Below are 20,928 nucleotides of genomic sequence, written 5' to 3' on the forward strand. Positions count from 1 at the left end.
GGAATGTGTGGGATAGAGTACATCGATGGTAGCGGACAAAAAGAAAGGGGGGAGCTGTTAGCTCCCCCCGTCTTTGCTCGGCAATGCTAACCGTTTATGAGTTTAAGAAGATCAACGACCCGCTGAGAGAAGCCGGCCTCGTTGTCGTACCAGGAGAGGACCTTGACCATGTTGCCGTCGAGAACCTTGGTGCAGCTGGCATCGACGATGGAGGAGAGGGAATTGCCGTTGAAATCGATAGAAACGAGCGGTGCTTCCTCAAATCCTAGGATTCCCTTGAGAGCACCCTTGGAAGCCTTTTTCAAAGCCGCGTTCACTTTTTCCACATCGGTCTTTTTCTTCAGAGTGACGACCAGGTCCACAACAGAAACATTGGGGGTCGGGACGCGAATTGCCATGCCGTCCAGTTTCCCTTTCAATTCGGGAAGCACCAGGGATACCGCCTTGGCGGCACCGGTTGTGGTGGGGATCATGGACATGGCGGCTGCCCGTGCACGGCGCAGGTCCTTGTGGGGAAGATCGAGTATGTTCTGGTCGTTGGTGTAGGAGTGAACCGTGGTCACCAGACCTTTTTCGATACCGAAAGTTTCATGGAGGACCTTGGCTACGGGAGCAAGGCAGTTGGTGGTGCAGGAGGCATTGGATATGATGTTGTGCTTCTTGGGATCGTAGAGGTTGTGGTTTACCCCCATGACGACGGTGATGTCCTCGCCGGTGGCGGGGGCAGAGATGATGACTTTCTTGGCACCTGCCTTGAGGTGAAGTTCGGCCTTCTCTCGGGCAGTGAATAGCCCCGTGGATTCGAGGACTACGTCAACCTTCATCTTTTTCCAAGGGAGTTCTTCCGGGTTCCTGACCGCGAGTATCTTGATCGGCTTGCCGTTGATCACCAGTTCATCGCCTTTGGCTTCGACCTTGGCATTCAGGATGCCGTGGACAGAGTCATACTTCAGCAGGTGGGCAAGGGTTTTTGCATCGGTCAGATCGTTTATGGCGACGATCTCGATGCTCTTTTCCTTGAGTGCTGCGCGGAACACCATCCTCCCAATCCTGCCGAAACCGTTGATCGCTACTTTCAAAGCCATTACTGCCTCCTTCTGTTAGTATTTGCACTGAAACATAATGCCAACTAAAACAATCAGGTACGCATAACCAAGGCATAATAAACAAATTGGTCTTTCTAGGTCAAGATTTTTTAAGGCACGGTGAAAAATTGGTTAAATGCCCATATATTTTTCGTCATTATGGATAGTTGGGCAAATTTAGTTGCCATTTGGCAAAAAATTTATGTTAAGATTCTCTTTCAGTCTAGATGCGGAGCCAGTCTTTTCATACATGAAGAATTCCCTCGAAAAACGTATCATCCTGTTTTCCTTCATCATTCTGTTCCTGACAATCCTTGCCGAGTCGGGCATGGGGATAGCCGGGGCGCGGCGTGATTACGTGAATTCCCTCGTGCTCAGAAGTGCGACCATTGGCAATTCTCTCAAGGGCAATGTGGAAAAGGTTCTGGGGCTTGGTCTCGATATCAAGGACATGGTCGGCATATCCGAAAAGTGCCAGGAGTATGTGCAGGATAACACCGAGATAGCCTACTGCATCATTACCGATATGGATGCAACCCCTCTTTTCCTCAGTGACCCGGCGTTCAAGTCCCTCCGTCTCAACCTTATTCACAATTATTTTGTTTCCAAAGATGGCAGGCAAGTCAATGTCATCGGTCAGAACGCGTATTATTTCGATACGGTAACCCATATCAACACTCCCGATGGCAAGCCCGTGGCCCAGGTGCACGTGGGATTCAAGCAAAGCGTGGTATCGGACAGGGTCAGTGCCAGCATACTTCGCTCCCTCTTCATTTTTCTCATATTTTTTCTTCTCTCCTTTTCACTGGTTGTTCTTTTCGTCAAACGGAGCATTATGCAGCCGATTTCAACGCTCCTTTCCGGTGTGAAGAAGATCTCCGACGGTGACCTGAGCACCCGTGTTAACGAAATCCCCATCTATGAATTCAATGAATTGGCGAAAAATGTCAATTCCATGGCCGAGTCTCTCAAAAACCGTGAAGAAGAAATACAGAAAGGCTACCTGGAGCTTGAGAGCACCCACAATAAACTGCACACGTCCTATCTCAGGCTGGAAAGTCTCAGCCTTGAACTGGAGCGCTCGGAGGAACTCTACAAATCCCTGATGGAAGATTCGGGAGATGCAATCGTTGTCGTTGGCGGTGATGAATCGGTCAAGATAGTCAACAAAATGGCGGAGGAATTCTTCGGCTATTCGTCCCAGGAACTCGAGGGGCTCCCGTTGACCAAATTCTTCCTCCTCATCGGTATCGGCGACATTCCCCGGGTGCACAGGCTCTTCAAGGATTCTCTCAGTGGCAGGCCGATGGATGTGGAAGTGAATCTGGTCAGGAAAGAAGGGTACCAGGTCGTTGGCAGGATCCACGTAAGCAGTGTCAAAAGCGGAGGGGAGCAACTTGTCCAGGCCACCTTCCGCGATGTGACCAGGGAACGGGAAACCATGCAGAATCTGGAAAAGAGCGCCGCAGACCTGGCCAAGCTCAACAAAATGAAAGACTCATTCCTTGGCCTTGCTTCCCACGAGCTGAAAACACCCCTTACGGTCATTATGGGCTATTCCGAACTGATAATGACCGACATGGTTGACAAGGCTGACAAGACCGTGATCGAAATGGTCGGCAATATTGCCAATGCCGCCACTCGTCTCGACAATATCATCAAGGACATGGTTGACGTATCTCTCATCGACGAACGGCGTCTCCAGTTGAAGCTTGAAGACGTCAATGTGAACCGTCTGGTGGAAGCGTCCCTCAATGAAATGCGTTTTTTCTTCTCCATGCGCAAGCAGGAGCTGGTAGTGAACTTTGACGAATCGATACCGACCATCAAAGGGGACGGGCTTCGCCTCATGCAGCTGCTCTCCAATGTTCTGGGGAATGCCATCAAGTTCACTCCCGATGGGGGTAAGGTGATCATTTCCACCAGCGCCAAGTTTCTGCTGAGGAGCAAGCAGTCGGCCTCCGCCGAGGGACAGGCTCCCGTGGTCAATATTGGCAAGGAGCGCCACCTCTATGTGGAAATCATCATCGAGGATACGGGCATCGGTATCGACCGGGATGACCAGTTGCGTATTTTCGACAAGTTCTACGAAGTCGGGAACATCGAAGAGCACAGTACGGGCAAAGTTGCCTTCAAGTCCAAGGGTGCCGGACTCGGTCTTGCCATAGCCAAGGGAATCGTAGAGATGCACGGCGGCGAGATATGGGTCGAATCCTCTGGTTGCAACCCTACGTCCTTCCCCGGTTCTTCGTTCCACATACTTCTTCCCCTCAATCCGGTCGTTGGCGATGCCACTCTCGACTACCTGAATCTTCTCCGCTGATTCCCAAGATTAGCCTTGAATCTCCCCTCGCTTTCCTGTATAAAAATGGGCTGGCTCATTAAGTTCACATCGGTGGCCCCAGTGCTGCTAACTCAGCGTCGTTAGCGGCTAGAGCGGGATTTATGCAAGCGGTCTGGTCGTCAGTTCATCGGAGGGGTCGTGCAGGTTTGCCTGCTTGCCAGTGGCAGTAAGGGAAATGCCATTTTTATCGCTGCCGGCGCCAGCAAGCTGCTTGTTGATTGCGGGCTCTCCGCCACCGAAACCTTGAATCGGCTTGCAGCAATAGGGGTCGAGGGTTGCGAACTCGATGCCGTTCTCGTCAGTCACGAGCACACGGACCATGTCAGAGGCGCCGGCACTCTCGCACGCAAACTGAAAATCCCCCTGTTAGTCAGTTACCCAACCTGCCGGGAAATCCATACATCGTTACGTAAAACCGAAGTCATCGAATTCGAAGCGGGTTATCAATTTACCTTCAGGGATATCCTCATTGATCCGTTTCCCATTACCCATGACGCCTGCGACCCGGTCGGATTTCTCATCGAAGCTGCGGCTGGAAGGGTGGGGGTGGCAACCGATCTGGGCATTGCGACACGCCTCGTAAAAGACAAACTACAGGGGTGCCGGGCGCTGGTCGTCGAATCGAATCACGACGAAGAGATGCTCCTCAACGGTCCCTATCCGTGGCATCTCAAGCAGCGTATCAAGTCACGCCACGGGCACCTTTCCAACAACGATTCGTCCGAACTTCTCGCGGATCTGCTTCATTCCCGGCTGGAAGCGGTGTTTCTCGCCCATCTTTCCGAAGTCAATAACGATCCGTCCGTGGCGCTTGACGTTGCGACAAGGCTGATCGACTCGCAGAATCTCTGCGCACCCCGGATCGTCGTGGGGGAGCAGCACCGTCCCAGCGACATCTGGGCGGCATAGTCATATTTTACCCGCATAAAGGAGAGCACCCGTGATAGAACGTTACAGCCGTCCCGAAATGACCCGCATCTGGGAAGCCCAGAACCGCTACCAGAAATGGCTGGATGTCGAGATTTATGCCTGCGAGGCCCATGTCCAACTGGGGAACATTCCGGCAGACGCGGTAGAGAGGATCAAGGCCAAGGCGCGATTCGATGTGCCCCGTATCGACGAGATCGAAAAAACGGTCAAGCACGATGTCATCGCCTTCCTTACCTCGGTTGCCGACTATATCGGCGACGATTCCCGCTTCGTCCACCTCGGCCTTACCTCCTCGGACGTGCTCGATACCTCTTTTGCCATGCTTCTCCAGGAGGCGAGCGACCTTATCATCGACGACATACGCCGCCTCATGGAAACCATCAAGAAGCGCGCCTACGAGCACCGGAACACCCCGATGATCGGCCGTTCCCACGGCATCCATGCCGAACCGGTCACCTTCGGCATCAAGATGGCCCTCTGGTACGATGAAATGCGGCGCAACCTCCGGCGGATGGAGGCTGCGAGGGAGACAATCTCCTATGGCAAGATTTCCGGAGCGGTCGGTACCTTCGCCAATATCGACCCCCGTGTTGAGGAATATGTCTGTGCCCGGGCAGGACTCAAGCCGGCTCCCTGTTCGACCCAGGTGATTCAGCGTGACCGCCACGCCGAGTTCTTCTCCACCCTGGCGATCATCGCTTCCTCCATCGAGAAATTCGCCGTAGAGATCCGCCACCTGCAGCGAACCGAGGTTCTGGAGGCGGAGGAGTTTTTCAGCAAGGGGCAAAAGGGCTCATCCGCCATGCCCCACAAGCGTAACCCGGTCCTATCCGAAAATCTGACCGGTCTGGCCCGCCTCATCCGCGGCTATGCGGTATCCGCCTTCGAGAACGTTCCTCTCTGGCACGAGCGCGACATCTCCCATTCGTCGGTGGAACGGATTATCGGACCCGATGCAACCATCCTCATGGATTTCATGCTCAACCGCACCATCGGCCTCATCGGCAACCTGGTGGTCTATCCTGACAACATGATGAAGAACCTCAATCTCATGGGGGGACTTTTCAATTCCCAGCGCGTCCTTCTCAAGCTGGCGACAGCCGGGGCCTCGCGTGAGCGGGCCTATGAACTGGTCCAGCGCAACGCCATGAAAGTCTGGGAACAGAAGAAGGACCTCCAGGAAGAGCTTCTCAACGATCCGGACGTACGGGGATTTCTCTCCGAGTCGGACATCCGCGACTCCTTCGATCTGAGTTACCATCTCAAGCATGTGGATACCATTTTCACGAGGGTGTTTGGTGAATAGAATTCTCGATTTCTATCGACTGCAGGAGACCGACGGCCTGTACCTGTACTGGCTCAAGGAACTCCTCGTGGCCGTCGTCATCTTCACGCTGTTCTACGGCCTGTCCTGCCTGGTCCGTTTTATTCTGGCATCGGTGCTGCCACGGCTGACGGCTGCGACCAATACCGATCTGGACGACCGGATTCTGGAACGGGTCAGTCCGCCACTGACACTCTTCGTGGTCTGTACCGGCGCCTATTATGCCGTACGCTATTTGCAACTCCCGGCAAAGGTGCAGATGATTGCCTCCGGTGCCATATTCGTCGTCAATGTAATCATTTTCACCAATATTGCCTATCGTGTTATCGACGAAATAATGAACTGGTATGCCACCACCCTCGCCGAAAAGGGGAGAGAGGGGCTGGATCGGCAGCTTATCCCCCTTGCTGAAAAAATACTGGTCATATTTCTCGTCGGCACGGCCCTCATCATAACCCTCAAGCACTTCAATTACGACGTCCTCTCCCTGGTGACCGCACTCGGCATCGGTTCGCTGGCCATCGGGATGGCGGCCAAGGACACGCTTGCCCACGTGATTTCCGGGTTTACCCTGATGATCGACCGCCCGTTCCGGATAGGGGACCGTATCCAGCTCTCCGGTGGCCAGATGGGCGATGTTGCGGATATCGGCCTGCGGAGCACCAAGATCCGGACCCTCGACAATACGCTGCTCATCATCCCCAACTCGGACCTCTGCAACACTATTCTACTCAACCAGGCATTTCCCGACATCCGCGCCAAGGGGCGAGTGTCGCTCGGCGTCTCCTACGGCAGTGATGTGGAGCTGGTAAAGCAGCTTCTGGTTGAAATAGCCCTTGAGATTCAGGACGTCCTCCGTGACCCGGCCCCGGAGGCATTTTTCGTTTCCTTCGGAGACAGTGCCCTCAACATGGCGCTCTTTTTCTGGGTCGACGATTACGGTAAGCTCTTTGCCACTTCCGACAAAATCAACTCGCTCATACTGCAACGTTTCCGCGACAGGGGGATCGTCATACCGTTTCCGACGCGGACGGTCCATATGGAAAAGGGAGAATAATGACCAGACGAATTGAAATCGCCCTCAGGGTGCAGGTTCGCGACCCCCGTGGTGAACGGATCAAGCGGGAGATCGAGCATTTTCTCCACCTGCCGGTTGAGCGGGTGCGTACCATTGACGTGTATACGGTGGATGCCGCGCTGAGCGATGCCGAACTGCAACAGGCCGCCGCCGGCCCTTTCTGCGACCAGGTGATCCAGGAGTGGCATCTCGACACTCCCGCAGCCAGGGACTTTGATTACCTGGTGGAGGTCGGTTTGCGACCCGGCGTCACCGATAATGTGGGACGAACCGCACGGGAAGCGGTGGAATACCTGACGGGGAGGCCATTCCAGCCGGGTGAGGGGGTCTACACCTCGGTACAGTACCTCCTGAGCGGAAAGATTACCCATGCCGACGTGGAGCGTATCACCACGGGGCTCCTCTGTAATACCCTCATCCAGCGCTATACCATTCTCGATGCGGCGACGTTCGCAGCCCAAAGGGGAGTGCCCGTTTTTGTCCCGAAAGTACTGGGGGAAATAAAGACCGAGGTCAGGGAGATCAATCTCGAGGTCACCGACCAGGAACTCATGCGTATCAGCAAGGACGGCGTCCTTGCCCTGACCCTGGAAGAGATGCAGATCATCCAGGCCCATTTCCGTGATGTGCAGGTTCTGGCGGCGCGGCAGAAGATGGGCCTCGGTCCGCGACCGACCGATGTGGAACTGGAGGCACTTGCCCAGACATGGTCGGAGCACTGCAAACACAAGATATTCGCCGGTACGGTGCAGTACGAGGATGAAGAGGGAAACCGCCAGGAGATCAAGTCCCTCTTCAAGTCGTTCATCCAGCGGACAACGAAGGATGTGCGGGAGAAGCTGGGAGACAGGGATTTCTGCCTGTCGGTATTCAAGGACAACGCGGGGGTCATTCGGTTCAATGACGACTGGTCGCTGGTGTTCAAGGTGGAGACCCACAACTCGCCATCGGCCCTGGATCCCTACGGCGGGGCGCTAACCGGGATCGTCGGCGTCAACCGTGACCCGTTCGGTACCGGGCAGGGGGCGAAGCTCATTTTCAACACCGATGTATTTTGTTTTGCCGACCCGTTCTACGACAAGCCGCTGCCGTCCCGCCTGCTGCATCCCCGGCGCATTTACGAAGGGGTTGTGGAAGGTGTGGAGCACGGCGGCAACAAGAGCGGCATTCCGACGGTCAACGGTTCGCTGGTCTTCGACGGGCGTTTTGCCGGCAAACCCCTCGTCTTCTGCGGGACGGCCGGTATCATGCCGGCCACCATCAACGGCAAGCCGAGTCACGAGAAACATATCGAGCCGGGGGACCTGATCGTCATGGCAGGGGGGAGGATCGGCAAGGACGGCATCCATGGTGCCACCTTTTCCTCCGAGGAACTGAACGAAAACTCGCCCGTATCCGCCGTGCAGATCGGCGACCCCATAACCCAGAAGCGGATGTTCGACTTCCTCATCCGGGCGCGGGACAAGGGGTTGTACAACTTCATCACCGACAACGGGGCGGGGGGGCTTTCCTCGTCCATCGGAGAGATGTCCGGTGAGTGCGGCGGCTGCAGAATGGATCTAGCCAAGGCTCCCCTCAAGTATGCCGGTCTCAATCCTTGGGAGATTCTCATCTCCGAAGCCCAGGAACGGATGAGTCTCGCCGTGCCGCCGGCCAAGATCGACGAGTTCACAGAGATGGCCAGACGGTTCGGCGTGGAGGTGTCGGTGCTTGGCGAATTCACCGACTCGGGGTATTTCCACATCCTGCATGGCGAGCGGACCGTAGCCTACCTGCCGGTCGCTTTCATGCACGAGGGGCTTCCCCCCATGCAGCTTCCCGCCAAATGGGTTCCGCCACGGCACGAAGAGCCGCGCGTCGTGATTCAAAATGATTACACCGCCGACCTCAAGCAGCTTCTCGCCTCTCTCAACGTCTGCTCCAAGGAGTCGGTGGTGCGTCGCTACGACCATGAAGTCCAGGGGGGGAGCGTGGTCAAGCCGTTCACCGGCGCAGCCAATGATGGCCCTTCCGATGCCGCTGTGGTCCGGCCGGTTCTCGATTCCTTCGAAGGGGTTGTGGTCGCTCACGGGATATGCCCCCGCTACAGCGATATAGACACCTATCACATGACCGCCAACGCCGTCGACGAGGCCCTGCGCAATTATGTGGCGGTGGGGGGCTCTCTTGACCTGGTGGCCGGTCTCGACAACTTCTGCTGGTGCGATCCCGTCCTGTCGGAGAAGACGCCCGACGGGGATTACAAGATGGCACAGCTGGTACGGTCAAACCAGGCGCTCTACGACGTCTGCATGGCCTATAACCTGCCGCTCATTTCCGGCAAGGATTCCATGAAGAACGACTTCTACGACGGGTCGGTAAAGATATCCATCCCCCCCACGCTTCTCTTTTCGGTAATCGGCCGGATCGAGGATGCCCGCAAGGCTGTCACCATGGACGTAAAGCGCCCCGGCGACATCGTTTACCTGCTCGGCAAGACGGGGAACGAACTGGGGGCATCGGAATATCTGGCCCTCAAGGGGTTCGTCGGCAACCGGGTGCCACAGGTGGATACGGCAAAGGCCTATAAACGCTACCGTGCCTACCATGAAGCGGTCATGGCTGGTCTCGTGGCGTCCTGTCATGACCTTTCCGACGGCGGACTGGCGGTAGCTGCCGCGGAATCCGCCTTTGCCGGCGCCTGCGGCATGAATCTCGACCTCACCAGGGTTCTCTGGACGGGTGACGACGGGGAGCGAAACGACGTGACACTCCTCTTTGCCGAATCGGCCTCCCGTCACCTGGTCACCGTACGTCCCGAGAATCGTGGGGCATTCGAGGCGGCCATGGGGGGGAACTGCTTTGCCTCCATCGGTGTCGTGACAGCCGAGCCGGTTCTGACCATAACCGGCATCGACGGCGGGACCGTGGTAAGGGCGGGTCTTGCGGAGCTCAAGGAAGCCTGGCAAAGGACGCTTAAGGACCTGTAACAATCCTTTTTATTCAAGGATTAAACGTGTGGGGTATTTCATGGTAAAGACGAGAGCGATAGTCATAACCGGCAACGGGACCAACTGCGAGGTGGAAGCGGCCCACGCCTGCCGTCTCGGGGGATTCGATGAGGCGGTCATCGCCCACATATCTGATCTTCTTTCCGGCGACCTGCGGCTGGACGACTTCCATTTTCTCAATCTGACCGGCGGGTTCCTCGACGGTGACGACCTGGGGAGCGCCAAGGCTCAAGCCAACCGCTTCAAGTACGCACGGGTGGACGACCTGAGCGAGCACCTCATCGATCAGCTGCTCCGCTTCATACAGGCAGGTAAACCGATCCTCGGCGTCTGCAACGGCTTCCAGCTCATGGTGAAAATGGGGCTCCTCCCCGCATTCGACGGCAACCTCCTGCAGCAGGTGGCGACACTCACCTTCAATGACTGCGGCCGGTTTCAGGACCGCTGGGTCTACCTGAAGAACAACCCTGCATCCCCGAGCATCTTCACCCGCGGCATAGACCGCGGCATATATCTTCCGATCCGCCACGGCGAAGGAAAATTCGTCGCGGCATCGTCAGAGATCATGGACCGCATCGAGGCGAACAATCTGGCGGTCCTCAGGTATTCCGGTCCGGACTACGAAGAGCCGACCATGGCGTTCCCGGAGAATCCCAACGGTTCCGAGCACGCCATTGCCGCCATCTGCGACGAAAGCGGACTCCTCATGGGGCTCATGCCTCATCCCGAGGCGTTCGTGCACCGGACCAACCACCCTCGCTGGACCAGGGAAGAACTTCCCGAAGAAGGGGACGGTCTGATACTGTTCCGGAACGCGGCGGAGTACGTGCGCAGCAAGCTGGTGTAGCCTGAGTTTTTCGAGAAGCTCGTCTGTCACTGTAGGATGAGTCTGATTGTTTCCCTGAACAAACGGAGTGAGCAATGAAACTGTACTGTCCCGAAGAGGAATGTGGAATTTTCGGAATCTTCGGCCATCCTGAAGCGGCCAACCTGACGTACCTCGGGCTTTATGCGCTCCAGCACCGCGGCCAGGAGTCCTGCGGCATCGTTTCGTCCGATGGAGCCAGTCTCCATGCCCACAAGGGGATGGGGCTGGTTGCCGACGTGTTCGGCAACCAGGAGATATTCAAGCAGCTCCCCGGTGAGGGGGCGATCGGTCATGTCCGGTACTCCACAACCGGTTCTTCGGTGATCAAGAACGTTCAGCCGATCATGGTCGATTATTCCCGGGGTTCCATTGCCGTTGCCCACAACGGCAACATTGTCAACGCGCAGATCATAAAGGACGAACTGGAGGCGTGGGGGTCGATCTTCCAGACCACCATGGATACGGAGATCATTGTCCACCTCCTTGCAACCTCCAAGACCAGTTCGCTTCTGGAGCGGATTGCCGACGCTCTGCAGCGGATAAGGGGAGCCTACTGTCTCCTCTTCCAGACGGAAACGCGCATGATCGCTGTCCGTGATCCCCATGGCTACCGTCCCCTCTGTCTGGGTAAACTGGGAAATGCCTACGTGGTCGCCTCCGAAAGCTGCGCCCTCGACCTGATCGAAGCGGAATTCATCCGGGAGATAGAGCCGGGAGAAATCGTCGAGATTACGAAGAATGGCATGACATCCCATTTCCCCTTCAAAAAGGTTGCCCCCGCTCCCTGTATCTTCGAATTCGTTTACTTTGCCCGCCCCGATTCCACCATTTTCGGCAAGAATGTCTATCTGGTGCGCAAGGAACTGGGCCGTCAGCTGGCACGGGAGTTCCGCATAGAGGCGGACATGGTCATCCCGGTTCCCGATTCCGGTGTGCCGGCTGCCATGGGATACGCCGAAGAGTCGGGAATCCCCTTCGAGCTCGGGCTTATCCGTAACCATTACGTGGGGCGCACGTTCATCGAGCCCCAGCAGGCAATCCGCCATTTCGGCGTCAAAATAAAGCTCAACCCGGTACGGGAACTCATCAAGGGGAAACGGGTGATTGTCATTGACGATTCCATCGTGCGCGGCACCACGTCGCGCAAGATCGTCAAGATGGTCCGCAATGCAGGGGCCAGCGAAGTGCACGTCCTGATATCCTCGCCTCCCACCAGTTATCCCTGCTACTACGGTATCGACACACCAAACCGGAAGGAACTGATCTCCTCGTCCCATACCGTTGACGAAATCCGGCGATACATCACCGCCGATTCCCTCGGGTATCTGACACCGGAGGGGCTGACCCAGGCGGTCGGAACGGAGAACACCAGCTACTGCCGTGCCTGTTTCACCGGCGATTATCCCATAAAATTCCCGCAACTGCGGCCCGAGCCGCAACTGGGGCTATTCGAAAAGGAGTCATGAGATGACGGAACGGGAAAAACTCAAGAGCATCATCAAGGAACTGTCCTACGAGAAGCGGAAGGTGACACTGGCATCGGGCCGCGAGTCCGATTTCTACTTCGACGGCAAGCAGACCACCCTCCACGCCGAAGGGGGGTTTCTGGTCGGCAGGCTGTTCTACGAGGCGATAAAGGATGTCGACGGCGTCCAGGCGGTTGGTGGCATCACCATGGGGGCCGACCCCATCGCTACCGCCACCTCTGTCGCTGCGCTCCTGGACAAGAAACCGCTCCATGCCTTCATTATCCGCAAGGAGCCCAAGGGGCACGGTACCGGTCAGTGGCTCGAAGGACGCAAGAATCTTCCCAAGGGAACGAAGGTAGTTATCGTTGAAGACGTAGTCACCACCGGCGGTTCTTCCATGAAGGCTGTGCGCAGGGCCGAAGAGGAAGGGCTTACCGTTCTCGGTATCGTTACACTGGTGGACCGGGAAGAGGGTGGACGGGAGAACATCGAAAAGGAAGGGTACTGGCTCAAGGCGATCTTCACCAAGAGCGAGGTCCTTGCGTAATATCAGGTAAAGGTTGAGGAAAAGGTAAAGGAGAGGCGGCCAGTATGGTCGCCTCTTTTTATGGTGCCAACATAGTATGAATGCAACCATTGACAATATATTAGTACGTTATGGATTGCTCCTTCGAGAAGTGGATGAATGGTTCGGGCGCTGTCATGCTGCCCGACCCGAGGCCGTTGCCTGCCGGCGGGGCTGCGCAGAATGCTGCCGGTCTTTGTTCGACATTACGCTGCTCGATGCCTGTTACCTTAAGAAGGGGTTCGACGGACTTCCCGTTAACGTCCGGGAAACCGTGCTGATCGAGGCGCGGAAGCAGTTGCAGCGTCTGCGGGATGTCTGGCCGGACCTGGATGTACCTTACATTCTCAATTATCGTCCGGAGGAAGCATGGGAAGAACTCATGCCCGACGACGACGAAACCCCCTGCCTCCTCCTTGGCGCCGACGGCCGCTGCCTGGTATACGACCATCGCCCCATGACCTGCCGGCTCCACGGACTGCCGCTGATTGACACTTCCGGCGAGGTGATGCACGACGAGTGGTGCACCCTCAACTTCGTCGGCCTTGATCCGCTGGCGATGCCGGAACTGCAGTGGGAGTTCCGACGTCATTTCGAGGCGGAACTCTCCCTGTTCCGGGCGTTCACCGACGAATTGCTGGGGAAGCGGGTGAGCGAACTTGATACCTTCATCCCGTTGGCACTGCTTCAGGATTTTACGGGATTTGACTGGCGCGGGTGGTGGGGGAAAGGTTTTGTTAAGCTGCCGGATTTTCCAGGCTGGTAGCGGATGCCGGGACAGGTGGGGTGATGATGACCCGGCGTCCTTCGACGGAGAGGCGTCCTTCCGCGTAGAGCTGGATGGCCCTGGGATAGACACGGTGTTCTTCTACCTGGATGCGGGCGGAAAGGCTTTCTTCCGTATCATCATCCAGGACCGGAACGGCCGCCTGGATGATGATGGGGCCGGTATCGGTACCGGCGTCCACGAAATGGACGGTACAGCCCGATATCCGTGCACCGTGGTCGAGAGCCTGCCGCTGTGCGTGGAGACCGGGGAAGGCGGGGAGAATGGCGGGGTGTATGTTCATGATTGCATGGGGAAAGGCGTCGATGAGCACCGGTGTTATGATCCGCATGAAACCGGCCAGAATGACCAGTTCAACGCCATACTGCTGAAGGGTTTCCACCAGGGCGGCGTCATAGGCGGAGCGGCCGGCAAACTGCCGGTGGTCCATGTGCAGGGCGGGGATAGTGTGCTTGCGGGCCCGTTCCAGGCCGAAGGCTCCGGCGTTATTGCTGATAACGCAGACGATATCGGCAGACAGGCTCCCATCCTCGATCCGGTCGATGATCGACTGCAGGTTCGAACCACTTCCGGAAATCAACACACCAACTTTTATGCGTCGTCCCATACCTCTCCCGCCTATACCATCTCGACGCATTCTTTGCCCGGTTCGCATTTCGCCACTTCACCGATGACGACAGCCTGTTCGCTAAGGCCGGAAAGGCGGATCAGCACCTCTTCGGCGTCTTTTTCCGGAACCGCCAGGACCATTCCGATGCCGCAGTTGAAGGTGCGGAGCAGTTCGTCGTCGTCGATGTTTCCCCCCTCCTGAAGGAGTCGGAAGAGGGGAGGGAGTTGCCAGCTGTTCCTGTCGAGCATTGCCTTGCAACCGTGGGGAAGTACGCGGGGAATGTTTTCCAGCAGGCCGCCGCCGGTGATGTGGGCGATGCCGTTGATCTGGAAGTCCCGGAGCAGGTTGAGGATGCTCTTCACGTAGATGCGGGTGGGGGTGAGGAGTTCGTCTGCCACGCTTCTGCCGAGACCGGGAAGCTGGTCGTTGATGCCGAGTCCCATCCGCTCGAAGATGACCTTGCGTGCCAGGGAGTAACCGTTGCTGTGCAGGCCGCTGGAGGCGAGGCCGATGAGACGGTTGCCGACGGTGATGCTGGAACCGTCGATGAGATTGTCCCGTTCCACGACACCGACGGTGAATCCGGCCATGTCATACTCGCCGTCGGCGTAGAAACCGGGCATCTCGGCGGTTTCTCCGCCGATGAGGGCGCAGCCGGCCTGTACGCATCCCTCGGCGATACCCTTGACGATGGCTGCACCCTTTTCCGGATCCAGTTTCCCCGTGGCGAGGTAATCGAGGAAAAAGAGCGGTTCGGCCCCCTGGACGATGATGTCATTTACGCACATGGCCACCAGGTCGATCCCCACGGTATCATGACGGTCGGCCATGAACGCAAGCTTGAGCTTGGTGCCGACACCGTCGGTGCCGGAAACGAGAACAGGGTTCCTGTACTTGCCGGTATTGAGGGAAAAGAGGCCGCCGAAGCCGCCGATGTCCGCCAGGACCTCGGGGCGGGTAGTCGCCTTTACCAAAGGCTTGATCATTTTGACAAAGGTATTGCCGGCGTCGATGTCTACACCGGCGTCCTTATAGGTGGTTTTCGTGGTGCTCACCATGGTTCCTCCGCTGAAGTGGAGTTAATTTATTACCCCAACGCAGGGGAAATGTCAAACCGATTCTCGGCGCGAAAAAAGAGTTTACAAACCCACGGGCGTTTGCTTAGAATGCGTGGAAATGAGCGACGGACTGCACGATATCACCATCTGTCCGATGCAGGAGCAGGACCTGCCCGAGGTCCTGGCGATCGAAAAAGTCGCGTACCCCCGCCCCTGGAGCAGAACCCATTTCCTGGACGAGCTAGCGTCACCCCACGCATTCCCCCTGGCCGCCTTCGACCATGACGGTCGTCTGGTGGGCTATATCTGTCCCATGTTGCTTCTGGATGAGGGGCACATATACAATGTGGCCGTTCACCCCGACTGCCGCGGCCGGAGGATAGGGGAGCTCCTGGTCCGGCGGGTGCTCGGGGACTGTCAGCTGGGAGGGGCGGAAATTGTCACCCTGGAAGTGCGCACCTCCAATGCTGCCGCGCGTTCCCTTTACCGCCGGATCGGTTTTACGGAAACCGGCCTGCGCAATCGCTACTATGAAAATGGCGAAGACGCGATCCTGATGGAATACCGCTTCGACAACGAGGACAGGGCATGAATTTTAAAGCGACGGTCATCACCAATGTTGAGGTTTCGCCCGGTTATTTCCGGTTGCGCCTGACCGCCCCGCAGTTTTTCGTAACCGCCGCATCTCCCGGCCAGTTCGTCATGGTGCGGGTGAGCGCCTCCATCGACCCTCTGTTGCGTCGTCCCTTCGGCATCTTCGATGTCGGGGTCATGGCAACCGAATATCCCGACGTCCAGCAACCCTTTCTCGATATCCTCTACAAGGTGGTGGGGAAGGGTACGGCAATGCTGGCCGGTTTCCACCATGGTGACCAGATGGAAGTGCTCGGCCCCCTCGGCAAGGGGTTCGGTACCGGTGAGCCGTCGGAGGGTAAAGTGCTGGTTGGAGGCGGAGTTGGCCTCGCTCCCCTCTACTATCTGGCGAGGGAACTGGTGAAAGAGTCCCGGGTGCATCTGTTCGCTGGTGGACGGGGGAGGGACGACGTTCTGTGCATCACCGAATTCGAGCGGCTGGGGGTGGAGACCTACGTGTCAACTGACGACGGCACCTTGGGAGAACGGGGACTGGTGACCGAGGTACTGGAGCGGTACCTGGCGAACGGCACTGGCGCAAAGACCATCTACGCCTGCGGACCGTTCCCCATGCTCAAGGCAGTGGCCGAGATAGCCGGCCGGACCGGCATCCCCTGCCAGGTCTCTTTGGAGGCGTACATGGCCTGCGGGGTGGGGGCGTGTCTCGGCTGTGTGGTGAAAGGGCGCGACCATTCGGAAGCGACCCCCGATTACCGTTGCGTCTGCAAGGACGGGCCGGTGTTCGACCACACGGAACTCTCATGGGAACAGCGTCTGTAGGACGAGGATTCAGCAAGGAGCTGCGATGAACACGCCTGATCTGTCAGTTGAAATAGCCGGCATCAAGCTGAGGAACCCGGTGATGACCGCTTCCGGGACTTTCGGTTACGGCGCCGAGTTTGCCCGGTACATGGACCTGGAAAGCATCGGGGCCATCATAACCAAGGGACTCTCCATCCGCCCCAAGGCGGGGAACGCCACTCCCCGCATCGTGGAGACGCCGGGGGGGATGCTCAACGCCATCGGCCTGCAGAACGTGGGGATCGATGCCTTTATCGCCGACAAGGTGCCGTTCCTGCGCACCATTTCCACCCCGGTTATTGTCAATGTTTACGGCAACACCCTGGATGAGTACGGGGAACTGGCGGGACGGCTCGACCGGATCCCGGAAGTGGCTGGTCTGGAGGTGAACATCTCCTGCCCCAACGTGAAGCAGGGGGGGATCGTGTTCGGCACCGACCCGGCCGCCGCCTACGAGGTCGTGAAAATGGTGCGTGACGCGACCATCAAGCCGGTCATCGTCAAGCTCTCCCCCAACGTCACCGACGTGGTGACCATGGCCCACTCCTGTGCCGATGCGGGTGCAGACGCCCTTTCTCTCATCAATACCCTCACTGGCATGGCCATCGATCTCGCCAAACGGAAGCCGGTGCTTGCCAATATCACCGGCGGCCTGTCGGGTCCGGCCATCAAGCCGGTGGCACTGCGCATGGTATGGCAGGTGGCGCGTGCCGTGAAGCTTCCCATCATCGGTATCGGCGGCATCATGTCTGCCACCGACGCTCTGGAATTCATGCTGGCCGGGGCGACCGCCATCCAGGTGGGCACTGCCAACTTCCTCGACCCCACCGCTGCCCAGACCATCGCCCGGGATATGGAGCGCTACCTGGCGGAGCAGGGGATCGCCGATGTCAAGGAACTGATTGGCGCCCTCCGGTCCTGAGGCGATGGACGCCTGGCAAAAACAGCTGGCGGCCGCCATCACCGAGCCCGGAGAGATTTCCGCACGTTTCGGTGTGGACGTTGAACCGCTGCGGGAAGTGGTTGCCCGCTATCCCCTTCGGATCACCCCCCATTACCTCTCCCTCATCGAGGCGCCTGGGGACCCCATCTGGCGCCAATGCATCCCCGATCCCCAGGAGCTTTCCGATCACCGGCAGGCCCCCGATCCGCTCAACGAGGAGGGGCTAAGCCCGGTCCCCGGTCTCATCCATCGCTACCCGGACCGGGTTGTGCTCCTGGTGTCCAACGCCTGTGCCGTCTACTGCCGATTCTGCATGCGCAAGCGCCAGGTCGGCTGCGGCTCCCGGAATACCAACCGTGCAGCAGCCCTTGACTATATTGCCAAAACACCTGCCATTCGGGACGTCATCCTGTCGGGCGGGGATCCGCTGCTCCTCTCCGATGACGAACTGGCAGACATCCTCTCCCGTCTCCGCACCATACCCCACGTGGAGATGATCCGGATCGGCAGCCGGGTACCGGTGACCCTGCCGTCCCGCATCACTTCCCGGCTCTGTCGCCTTCTCAAGCGCTTCCATCCCCTTTACCTCAACACCCACTTCAACCACCCCCGCGAGCTTACTCCCCATGCAGCGGCAGCGTGCGGTCGGCTGGCTGACGCGGGCATTCCCCTGGGGAACCAGACGGTGCTGCTCAAGGGGGTCAACGACGACCCGGCTGTCATGAAACGGCTCATGCAGGGGCTTCTTGCCATCCGGGTACGCCCCTACTATATTCACCAGCTCGATCTCGTACGGGGGACCGGTCATTTCCGCACCGGCGTGCGACGGGGGCTTGAGATCATGGAAGGTCTGCGGGGATATACGTCGGGACTGGCAACCCCTTACTATGTCATCGATCTGCCGGGGGGAAAGGGGAAGGTTCCACTTCTTCCCGATAATGGCGAATGGCGGGGAAACAGGCTGCTGCTGCGGAACTACCATGGGGAATGCATCGAATACGAAGACCTGGGCTGAGGCAGCTAACTTTAACTTTTCACTGATTACTTTTCACTTTTCACCGATTCACAGTTCTTCCGGCGTGAAGGCCACCACATCGTCTATTCGCGCCGCGTCGAGGAGCACCATGACAAGCCGGTCCACACCCAGGGCAATTCCTGCAGACGGTGGCATTGTCGCCAGTTCGGCAAGAAACGGTTCGGAGAGGGGATAAACCTGTCGTCGCAATTCTCCGCGTAATGCAGCCTCTTGTTCGAACCTTCTGCGCTGCTCGACCGGGTCGTTCAGCTCTGAAAAGGCGTTGGCCAGTTCCAACCCTCCGATATACAGCTCGAACCGCTCCGCAACACTGCTGTCGTCGGCTTTGAGACGTGCAAGGGCGCCGCGGGAGGCGGGATAGTCATGGATGAACGTGGGTCGTTCCATTCCAAGCTTCGGCTCTATTGACTCCACCATGATCTCGTCGAACCGGTCAAGGGCAAGAGCTTCCTCCATGGATATTTCACTGTAGCGATCAAATGCCTCCCGTACCGTCAACCGTTCCCACTCTCCTGCAAGCTCAATGGTGTTCCCCCGGTAACGGATAGCATTCCCCCTTGCCAGGGAAGCTGCCAGCGCCCGGACCAGCCCTTCGCAGTCGGTCATGATATCCCGGTAATCCGCATTGGCCCGGTACCACTCCAGCATGGTAAATTCGGAGAGGTGGAGACGACCTCGCTCTTCGGCGCGCCAGCAGCGGCATACCTGGAACAGCCGGTCGTAGCCGGCCGCCAGCATGCGCTTCATACAGAGTTCGGGTGAAGTCTGGAGGAACCAGCCGTCCGCCGGAATGGCGTCGATGTGGGCTTCGGGGGCAGGGGCGGGAATGCGAAGGGGGGTCTCGACTTCGAGATACCCCCCTTCCACAAAAAACCGCCTGATTTCCTGGATGATGGCCGCCCTGGCGGTGAGCGCGTTGCGCCGGGCCGCAAGGCTCCAGTTACCATTCATGGGCTAACCTTTGACTCTCGTGGAATATTCCCCGGTCCGGGTGTCAATGGTAATCAGTTCTCCCTCTTCGATGAAGGGGGGGACGCGCAGCACGTAGCCGGTTTCCACCGTAGCCGGTTTGGAGTCGCTCCCCGAGGTGTCTCCCTTGGCCCACGGGTCGGTCTGGGTCACCCGCAGGTTGACGAAGTTGGGGATATCCACGCCGATTGCCTTTTCCCTGAAGAGGAGGATGCTGACCGGAAGGTTGTCGGTCAGGTAGTTCTTGGCGTCCCCCATGGCTGCTTCGCTCACATGGACCTGTTCGTAGGTCTGGTTGTCCATGAAGCAGTAGTGGTCGTCCTCCTTGTAGAGGAACTGCATCTTCCGCTCTTCAAGGCTGGCCGGCTCGAAGGTTTCTCCCGAACGGTAGGTCCGGTCGAGAATGACGCCGGTAATCATGTTGCGCAGCTTGGTGCGGTAGAGGGCCTGCCCCTTGCCGGGTTTTGCGAAATCGAAGGCGATGACGAGGTAAGGGTCGCCGTCCAGGGTGACTTTCAATCCTTTTCTCAGGTCTGCTACGGTATACATGGGTTTCGGTCCTTTGCCGTGTGAAATTTGAACTCTTTTTTCTACACTAAATATGCGCGTTTGTTAAGAAAAAAATGTACAAACGGCACACGACGTACCTTATTCTCATTTTTGTCATAACTTCCGCATTTTCCGGTGTTTTGCGGGCAAATAGCAATTGACAAACCCGCCAGAAGCCGGCTACGATTGGGCCGTTTTAAAGCTCCCGGGGAGTGCTTGATGCCGGCATTGGAAAAGATTCTCGTCATAGACGACAGCAAGGTCACCCAGATGCTGGTGAGGGATATCCTTGTCGGCTGCTACGAACTCACGTTCAGGGATGACGGCAGGTCGGGTATAGTGGCGGTGAAACAGGTTGTGCCGGACCTTATCCTGCTGGACGTTCGCCTGCCCGACATGGACGGTTTTACTGTCTGCCGGGAACTGAAAGAAGACGAAACAACGCGGGACATTCCCGTTATATTCATCACTACCATGGATGCCGAATCGGAGCGGGTCCGGGGATTCGACGCCGGTGCGGAGGATTACGTGGTAAAGCCGTTTTCCCTCCACGAGCTGCTGGCGAGGGTCAAGGTTCATCTTGCGTCCCGCAAGGCACGACGTCAAGAGGTGGAGCTTGAACGTCTGAACGTCTTCAGGGAGATGGCGGTTGCGCTCAGTCACGAGATCAATAACCCGTTGACAACGGTTTACGCCTATCTCCACCTTCTTCAAAAGGATGTCGGTCATTCTTCGGCGACAGCCAAGCAGGCGATAACGGGAATTCAGCAGGAACTGGAACGCATCCGGCTGATCACGGAACGGATGGCCAGGGCGACGGAAGCGGTCACCACCAATTATCGTCACGATATCAGTATGATCGATCTGCACAATCTCTAGCAAAGGTCTA

19 protein-coding genes are annotated in these 20,928 nt (G+C 57.6%); 14 read left to right on the forward strand and 5 right to left on the reverse strand.

The genetic code is table 11. From position 1 onward, the window contains the following. Positions 1 to 86: 86 nt before the first annotated feature. Positions 87 to 1,085, reverse strand: coding sequence for a type I glyceraldehyde-3-phosphate dehydrogenase (gene gap / locus KI810_RS13700; RefSeq protein ID WP_214176125.1), 999 nt, complete (start codon positions 1,083 to 1,085; stop codon positions 87 to 89). 250 nt (positions 1,086 to 1,335) lie between these two features. Here gap and KI810_RS13705 point away from each other — a divergent pair, with 250 nt between their 5' ends. From KI810_RS13705 to KI810_RS13745, 9 genes are all read left to right on the forward strand, one after another. Next, entirely contained in the window at positions 1,336 to 3,408 is a 2,073-nt protein-coding gene (locus KI810_RS13705) for an ATP-binding protein (RefSeq protein ID WP_214176126.1), read from the forward strand. Between the two features lie 159 nt (positions 3,409 to 3,567). Beyond that, positions 3,568 to 4,338: an MBL fold metallo-hydrolase gene (locus tag KI810_RS13710; RefSeq protein WP_214176127.1), complete on the forward strand. Its 771-nt coding sequence runs from the start codon at positions 3,568 to 3,570 to the stop codon at positions 4,336 to 4,338. A gap of 31 nt (positions 4,339 to 4,369) precedes the next feature. Continuing rightward, entirely contained in the window at positions 4,370 to 5,665 is a 1,296-nt protein-coding gene (gene purB, locus KI810_RS13715) for an adenylosuccinate lyase (RefSeq protein WP_214176128.1), read from the forward strand. Further along, positions 5,658 to 6,740, forward strand: coding sequence for a mechanosensitive ion channel family protein (locus tag KI810_RS13720; RefSeq protein ID WP_343213505.1), 1,083 nt, complete (start codon positions 5,658 to 5,660; stop codon positions 6,738 to 6,740). The genes purB and KI810_RS13720 overlap by 8 nt, the downstream gene beginning before the upstream one ends. Next, a complete protein-coding gene (locus tag KI810_RS13725; protein WP_214176130.1) occupies positions 6,740 to 9,730 on the forward strand; it encodes a phosphoribosylformylglycinamidine synthase subunit PurS in 2,991 nt (996 codons plus the stop codon). The genes KI810_RS13720 and KI810_RS13725 overlap by 1 nt, the downstream gene beginning before the upstream one ends. 40 nt (positions 9,731 to 9,770) lie before the next feature. Further along, positions 9,771 to 10,598: a phosphoribosylformylglycinamidine synthase subunit PurQ gene (locus KI810_RS13730; RefSeq protein ID WP_214176131.1), complete on the forward strand. Its 828-nt coding sequence runs from the start codon at positions 9,771 to 9,773 to the stop codon at positions 10,596 to 10,598. 74 nt (positions 10,599 to 10,672) lie between these two features. Beyond that, positions 10,673 to 12,085, forward strand: coding sequence for an amidophosphoribosyltransferase (gene purF, locus KI810_RS13735; RefSeq protein ID WP_214176132.1), 1,413 nt, complete (start codon positions 10,673 to 10,675; stop codon positions 12,083 to 12,085). A 1-nt stretch (position 12,086) separates the two neighbouring features. Beyond that, entirely contained in the window at positions 12,087 to 12,635 is a 549-nt protein-coding gene (pyrE, locus tag KI810_RS13740) for an orotate phosphoribosyltransferase (protein WP_214176133.1), read from the forward strand. Between the two features lie 130 nt (positions 12,636 to 12,765). Next, entirely contained in the window at positions 12,766 to 13,419 is a 654-nt protein-coding gene (locus KI810_RS13745) for a YkgJ family cysteine cluster protein (RefSeq protein WP_343213506.1), read from the forward strand. Here KI810_RS13745 and purN read toward each other — a convergent pair. Both purN and purM read right to left on the reverse strand, forming a co-directional pair. After that, positions 13,391 to 14,047 (reverse strand): phosphoribosylglycinamide formyltransferase, encoded by a 657-nt coding sequence (gene purN, locus KI810_RS13750; RefSeq protein ID WP_214176134.1) that lies wholly within the window; start codon positions 14,045 to 14,047, stop codon positions 13,391 to 13,393. The two genes, KI810_RS13745 and purN, sit on opposite strands and share 29 nt — an antisense overlap. Before the next feature lie 11 nt (positions 14,048 to 14,058). Further along, positions 14,059 to 15,108: a phosphoribosylformylglycinamidine cyclo-ligase gene (gene purM / locus KI810_RS13755; RefSeq protein WP_214176135.1), complete on the reverse strand. Its 1,050-nt coding sequence runs from the start codon at positions 15,106 to 15,108 to the stop codon at positions 14,059 to 14,061. A 118-nt stretch (positions 15,109 to 15,226) separates the two neighbouring features. Between purM and rimI the strand changes: the two genes are divergently transcribed. The 4 genes from rimI to KI810_RS13775 are packed head-to-tail and all read left to right on the forward strand — an operon-like array spanning position 15,227 to position 18,500. Further along, a complete protein-coding gene (gene rimI, locus KI810_RS13760; protein ID WP_214176136.1) occupies positions 15,227 to 15,700 on the forward strand; it encodes a ribosomal protein S18-alanine N-acetyltransferase in 474 nt (157 codons plus the stop codon). After that, the gene (locus KI810_RS13765) at positions 15,697 to 16,521 is read left to right on the forward strand and encodes a dihydroorotate dehydrogenase electron transfer subunit (protein ID WP_214176137.1); all 825 of its coding nucleotides are present in this window, start codon (positions 15,697 to 15,699) and stop codon (positions 16,519 to 16,521) included. The genes rimI and KI810_RS13765 overlap by 4 nt, the downstream gene beginning before the upstream one ends. A 25-nt stretch (positions 16,522 to 16,546) precedes the next feature. After that, positions 16,547 to 17,464: a dihydroorotate dehydrogenase gene (locus KI810_RS13770; RefSeq protein WP_214176138.1), complete on the forward strand. Its 918-nt coding sequence runs from the start codon at positions 16,547 to 16,549 to the stop codon at positions 17,462 to 17,464. Between the two features lie 4 nt (positions 17,465 to 17,468). Then, a complete protein-coding gene (locus tag KI810_RS13775) occupies positions 17,469 to 18,500 on the forward strand; it encodes a KamA family radical SAM protein (RefSeq protein WP_214176139.1) in 1,032 nt (343 codons plus the stop codon). 48 nt (positions 18,501 to 18,548) lie between these two features. On the opposite strand, the gene epmA is transcribed toward KI810_RS13775, so the two are convergent. Together epmA and efp are read right to left on the reverse strand one after the other, a co-directional pair. Then, positions 18,549 to 19,472: an EF-P lysine aminoacylase EpmA gene (epmA, locus tag KI810_RS13780; protein ID WP_214176140.1), complete on the reverse strand. Its 924-nt coding sequence runs from the start codon at positions 19,470 to 19,472 to the stop codon at positions 18,549 to 18,551. A 3-nt stretch (positions 19,473 to 19,475) separates the two neighbouring features. Beyond that, positions 19,476 to 20,039, reverse strand: coding sequence for an elongation factor P (gene efp, locus KI810_RS13785; protein ID WP_214176141.1), 564 nt, complete (start codon positions 20,037 to 20,039; stop codon positions 19,476 to 19,478). A gap of 219 nt (positions 20,040 to 20,258) precedes the next feature. Between efp and KI810_RS13790 the strand changes: the two genes are divergently transcribed. Beyond that, positions 20,259 to 20,918: an ATP-binding response regulator gene (locus KI810_RS13790; RefSeq protein WP_246525655.1), complete on the forward strand. Its 660-nt coding sequence runs from the start codon at positions 20,259 to 20,261 to the stop codon at positions 20,916 to 20,918. Positions 20,919 to 20,928: the final 10 nt, after the last annotated feature.

Origin of the sequence: Geomobilimonas luticola (assembly GCF_018476905.1) — a bacterium.
GTDB lineage: Bacteria > Desulfobacterota > Desulfuromonadia > Geobacterales > Geobacteraceae > Geomobilimonas > Geomobilimonas luticola.